The sequence below is a fragment of the Leclercia sp. genome (assembly GCF_036780805.1).
Classification (GTDB): domain Bacteria; phylum Pseudomonadota; class Gammaproteobacteria; order Enterobacterales; family Enterobacteriaceae; genus Enterobacter.
In genome coordinates this window covers 93,518-98,449 of record NZ_DAIQCE010000011.1, presented here as the reverse complement: position 1 = coordinate 98,449, position 4,932 = coordinate 93,518, and the positions used below count along the sequence as shown (strand labels likewise).

General features: G+C 52.4%; 6 protein-coding genes. All 6 read right to left on the bottom strand.

Translation table 11 applies throughout. The features are described from left to right. Positions 1 to 760 (bottom strand): hypothetical protein (locus tag V7Q49_RS19615; RefSeq protein WP_333854585.1); only part of this gene is annotated, 760 nt, incomplete at its 3' end. Continuing rightward, positions 757 to 1,125, bottom strand: a complete 369-nt coding sequence (locus V7Q49_RS19610; protein WP_333854583.1) for a hypothetical protein — start codon at positions 1,123 to 1,125, stop codon at positions 757 to 759. The genes V7Q49_RS19610 and V7Q49_RS19615, both read right to left, overlap by 4 nt. Positions 1,126 to 1,353: 228 nt before the next feature. Next, the gene (gene luxS, locus V7Q49_RS19605; protein WP_142486882.1) at positions 1,354 to 1,869 is read right to left on the bottom strand and encodes an S-ribosylhomocysteine lyase; all 516 of its coding nucleotides are present in this window, start codon (positions 1,867 to 1,869) and stop codon (positions 1,354 to 1,356) included. Positions 1,870 to 2,020: 151 nt separating this feature from the next. Beyond that, positions 2,021 to 3,565: a glutamate--cysteine ligase gene (gene gshA, locus V7Q49_RS19600; RefSeq protein ID WP_333854580.1), complete on the bottom strand. Its 1,545-nt coding sequence runs from the start codon at positions 3,563 to 3,565 to the stop codon at positions 2,021 to 2,023. Positions 3,566 to 3,636: 71 nt separating this feature from the next. Then, positions 3,637 to 4,065, bottom strand: a complete 429-nt coding sequence (locus tag V7Q49_RS19595; RefSeq protein WP_106994514.1) for a YqaA family protein — start codon at positions 4,063 to 4,065, stop codon at positions 3,637 to 3,639. After that, positions 4,062 to 4,628 (bottom strand): fructose-1-phosphate/6-phosphogluconate phosphatase, encoded by a 567-nt coding sequence (gene yqaB, locus V7Q49_RS19590; protein WP_333854577.1) that lies wholly within the window; start codon positions 4,626 to 4,628, stop codon positions 4,062 to 4,064. The genes V7Q49_RS19595 and yqaB overlap by 4 nt, the downstream gene beginning before the upstream one ends. Positions 4,629 to 4,932 lie beyond the last annotated feature (304 nt).

Genomic DNA, 4,932 nt, shown 5'->3' with positions numbered 1-4,932 from the left:
GGACGGCCAGCTGCGACGCCTGCGAGGCAATAACTTTTTTGGCATCCTCGAGTTGGTTCTGCGCCATCTCAGACCGGGCTTTTAAGGCATCGAGCTCTTTCGCTGTGTCGCTGGCCTGGACGTTATTTGCCTTGAGGGCACTCAGCTGCGAATCAAGCGCGTTCTTCTGTGCCTGCAGATCGCTGAGCGATTTCGTCAGGGCGGCGCGTTGTGCGTTGGCGTGATTCAATTGTTCCGCCAGTTCGGCATTTTTTTGTTGATCGACGCCAGCGGACTTCGGCAGCGTCGCAATCAGGCTTTCAACGGCAATCTTTTGCGCGCTGCCGTCCGGCTGTGATTTAAGCTGAGCGAGTGCCTGCTCCTTTTCTGCGACGCGCTCCTTTTCGTGAGCAACAGCCTGTTCGAGTAGCGCCTTTTCGCTTTCCACCGCGCTCAACTGTTTATCTAATCCGGTGATGGTGGCATTGGCCTGGCGAAGCGCCTCGGTGAGGCGGGAAAGTTTGGCCTGAGCGACTGCGACGGCCTGGTCGTTTTTATCCGGCACGACGCGGGTCGCCGGACGAGCAGGTTTTATCTGCTGCTGCGCCGCCGCGTCCGGGGGATTTGTCGTTGCTTCTGAGGCGATAAAAGGGTTAGTTGAACCGTTGCCGATTATTTTTTCGTTATTCAAACGTTCCAATAAATCCGTTCCGGCCGAAAATGCTTTTCCACCCGACAATAATAATCCGCAGTACAATGCTGCGCTGAAGTATTTATTCATAACTTATTCATTTCATTGGCGCGGTTCATCATGTTGGTATAAACCGTATTGCGAATCCTTACGCATACCAGCGACAGTTTTTTATTAATTTCGGTGAGCATAACTTCAGAAGCGTTATCATCAACCAGAGATTTATTCGATTCGTAAATTTTATAGTTTTTGTTAATATTATCAAATTGCTTGCGGTAGGATTCATAGGCCGCCGGGTCGAGCTTTTGCAATGCAGAGAACTCCTGGTAGCACTGCACTTCCTGCTTACGTTCGGCTGGGGCCTTGGCGATAGGTGTTGTAACGGGTTTAGCGTTGCAGGCAGACAAGAGGAGAGCGGAAAAAAGAATCGCGGAGCCCGTAAAATAAATTTTCATAAATCCCTCTGAATTATTATCTATTCCATAGAATATTAAAACACATATAAATACGATGAATGAGCGGCGCGCTATCATCCATAGATATAATATATATAAATAACTATCATGCGTTAGCAGCAATAATAAAGAGAAAGAGAGGGATGCACAACGAGAGATAGGTTTTTAGGAATTTATAAAGAAACTAAAATTACCCGGCGCACTCCTTGCTGAGGGCCGGGTAATTTGCTAGATGTGCAGTTCCTGCAGTTTATCTTTTGGCAGCGCCAGCTCTTCATTGCTGTTAACGCGAACGTCACGCTCAAGAATATGACGTGCAATCTCCTGGGCTTCTTCCAGGGAGTGCATCTGGTAAGTGCCACACTGATAAACGTTCAGCTCAGGGATCTGGTTCTGCTCTTTGACTTTCAGAACGTCTTCCATCGCTGCTTTCCACGCATCCGCGACGCGTTTCTCTTCTGGCACGCCAATCAGGCTCATGTAGAAACCGGTCCGGCAGCCCATCGGGGAGATATCGATGATCTCAACGCCATTACCGTTCAGGTGATCGCGCATGAAGCCGGCAAACAGGTGCTCCAGAGTGTGGATACCTTTTTCCGGCATAACCTCTTTGTTAGGTACGCAGAAACGCAGATCGAAGACAGTGATCGTGTCGCCGTGCGGGGTATGCATGGTCTTCGCAACGCGTACAGCAGGCGCTTCCATACGGGTATGGTCGACAGTAAAGCTATCTAATAACGGCATACGTCACCTCCGATAGTGATTTTTTTAAAAAAAAATGAACTCTTCTTTTCAACGCGAGTCTGAGTATATGAAAGACGCGCATTTGTTATCATCATCCCTGTTCTTCAGAGATGTTATTTTGGCCACAGCGATGTGGCCTTTTTCTTTTCTGTCAGGCCTGTTTCGCCAGGAAATCTGCAAACGACTCGGTATCCGCCGCTTCAATCTCTCCCTGACGTACCACTGACGCATCGCGCTCCGCAGCAAACTCGGCTTCGCTTAAGACTTCCAGCGGCTCCTGTCGCAACATATCGCGATACTCCGCCGCCAGCGCACGACCGGTGCCGCCAATCCCCTGATCAATCATAGAACGCAGAATGCGCGCCGAGAATGTCAGCTCGGGATTATCAAAGCTTTCGACCAACTGGTCGCAAACCTGCTGATACGCTTCGCCACCGTAAACGCTGTCCAGCGTGTGGGCGACGCGTTTGAGATCGCGGAACAGATCTTTACCTACCTGCTGTAATGGGAACTGCGCCGTTTGACAGCCGATACCCAGCGTCAGGCCAGGCTTGCGCCCTTCAAGGATCACCCGGTTCCAGTTCGTACGCGTGCAGAGTAGTTCGTCAGCGCTCATTTCCGGCGCATCGGCCAGCACGCACCAGACCATAAACAGATCGAGGAAACGTACCTGCTGCTCATCCACCCCAATCGGTGAGAACGGGTTGATATCCAGGGAACGCACTTCAATGTACTCAATACCGCCGCGTTGCAGGGCATCAGAAGGCGTCTCGCCGCTGCGGGTGACACGTTTTGGACGAATTGGCGCGTACAGTTCGTTTTCAATCTGCAACACGTTAGTGTTGATTTGCAGACGTTTACCGTCCTTCTCAAGCCCGATTTCCTCGTACGCTTCCGACGGCGTTTTGATCGCCCGCTTCAATCCTGCCACATACTCGTGCAATTCGTTAAACGTAATTCCGAGATTGCTTTGCGACTTATTGGTATAACCCAGGTCGCTGAGGCGCAGGGAGGTCGCGTACGGCAGGTAATACATACCGCATTCGGTCTTTTCAAACGGCAGCGTGGTCGGTTTGCCCTGCAGGAATGAGGAGCAAATGGCCGGCGATGCGCCGAACAGATACGGAATGACCCAGCCAAAGCGATAGTAGTTACGGATCAGGCGGAAATAGCCTGCTGAGATCGCCTCTTTGTCCGTCTCGCCGCACTTCGCCTGCCAGAATGCCATCGGCAGTGAGAAGTTATAATGCACGCCAGAAATCGTCTGCATCAGCGCGCCGTAGCGGTTTTTTAGCCCTTCGCGATAAAGCGTTTTCAGTCGACCGATATTTGACGTGCCATACTGCGCCAGTTCGATGTCCTGGCCCTGCTCGATATAGCAAGGCATGCTGAGCGGCCACATACGCTCATCGCCCAGGTTGCGGGCGCTGTAGCGGTGAATATCACGCATGATCTTCAGCATGTGGTCAATATCGCCCTCGACCGGCGTAATGAACTCAAGCAGCGCCTCAGCGAAATCCGTCGTGATCCACTTATGGGTTAGCGCCGAACCCAACGCCTGTGGATGGCCCGTCGTTGCAAGACTACCATCCGCGTTTACGCGCAGCGTTTCGCGCTCAAGACCACGCTGAATACCCTTCAGAGCCTGAGGGTGCTTTTCCAGCCAGGCCAGTGCCTGTGATACGTCCGGGATCAATTCGACCTCCCGCCTGTCAAAATCATTTTATTTAGCATAATTGTAATAGTTCATGGTCACAAACAGTCCAATTAGTGCCACCACGTCATGCCCTGTAAAGTCACAACCGCCACGAGGACGTAGCGTAACGCCTTGCCCAGGCATAAAAAAAAGAGCACGGGCCCCCAGGAGATGCGCATCCATCCCGCCAGCAGGCACAGTAAATCACCGATTACCGGCATCCAACTTAGTAAAAGCGTGGCAGCCCCATAGCGTTTTAGCCAGCCGACTGCCTTTTCCTGCCAGCGCGATGTTTTGCGTAGCGGAAAGAATCGCCCAAGAATAACGTTAGTCAGCCCTCCAAAGCTATTACCCATTGTTGCTATTAACACGAGCAACCAGGGCTGACTTACGCCGGACAAGAGCATCGCCACCAGTACCACTTCCGAATTTCCCGGCAAGAGCGTGGCGCTTAAAAAACTGCTGGCGAAGAGTGAGGTCAGTGACAGCAGGTCACTCACAGCAAGCGAACGTCCACCGCGTCCATGCCGGCAGCCTGTGCTGCCTGGATACCGAAGTCGGCATCTTCAAACACGACGCACTTCGCGGCTGGCACACCCATACGTTCTGCGCACAGCAGAAAGGTGTCCGGGGCGGGCTTGTGGTTTTTAACATGATCGGCGGCAACCACCGCAGAAAAATAGTGGCGCAGGCCAAGATGGTTGAGCAATGCCTCTGCGATCGCGCTCTCACTACCCGTTCCGACCGACATCGGACGACGTCCGTGCCACTCTTTTACCACTTCAATGAGTGGCAAAGGGCGCACGGTATCTAACAGCATCGCTTTTACCGCATCGGTTTTTTCGCGCGCGAGCAGATGGGGATCGAGATCGGCCTGATTCAGTTCAATCACGGCCTGCGCAATACGCCAGGTGGGAGATCCGTTGAGGGCAATCATAGCCTGTAAGTCGAAACGCATGCCGTAACGGCCGAGGACGTCAGTCCAGGCTTTACGATGCGTTGGCTCGGTGTCCAGGATGGTGCCATCCATATCGAAGATCAAACCGTCATACTGTGCGTACATCGTGCTCTCGCAAAAGGATTTCAAAGCGTTACTTTATCGTAAACAAGGGCTTTTGTCGCTGACAGAGAAGATGATTGCTGACGGAACGTCGAAGGAATAAACAATGAGGAAGAAGAGGGTGCATCCGGGAGGATTACTCGGCTTACGCCTCGCCCTGCGGCGCCGTTGCTAAAGCAACGTTATCCTTCCTGGCGCTGGCGATTAACTCGCAGACCATGAAACAACAGTCTGGCTGTTATCTCGGAGAAGATGGTGCATCCGGGAGGATTCGAACCTCCGACCGCTCGGTTCGTAGCCGAGTACT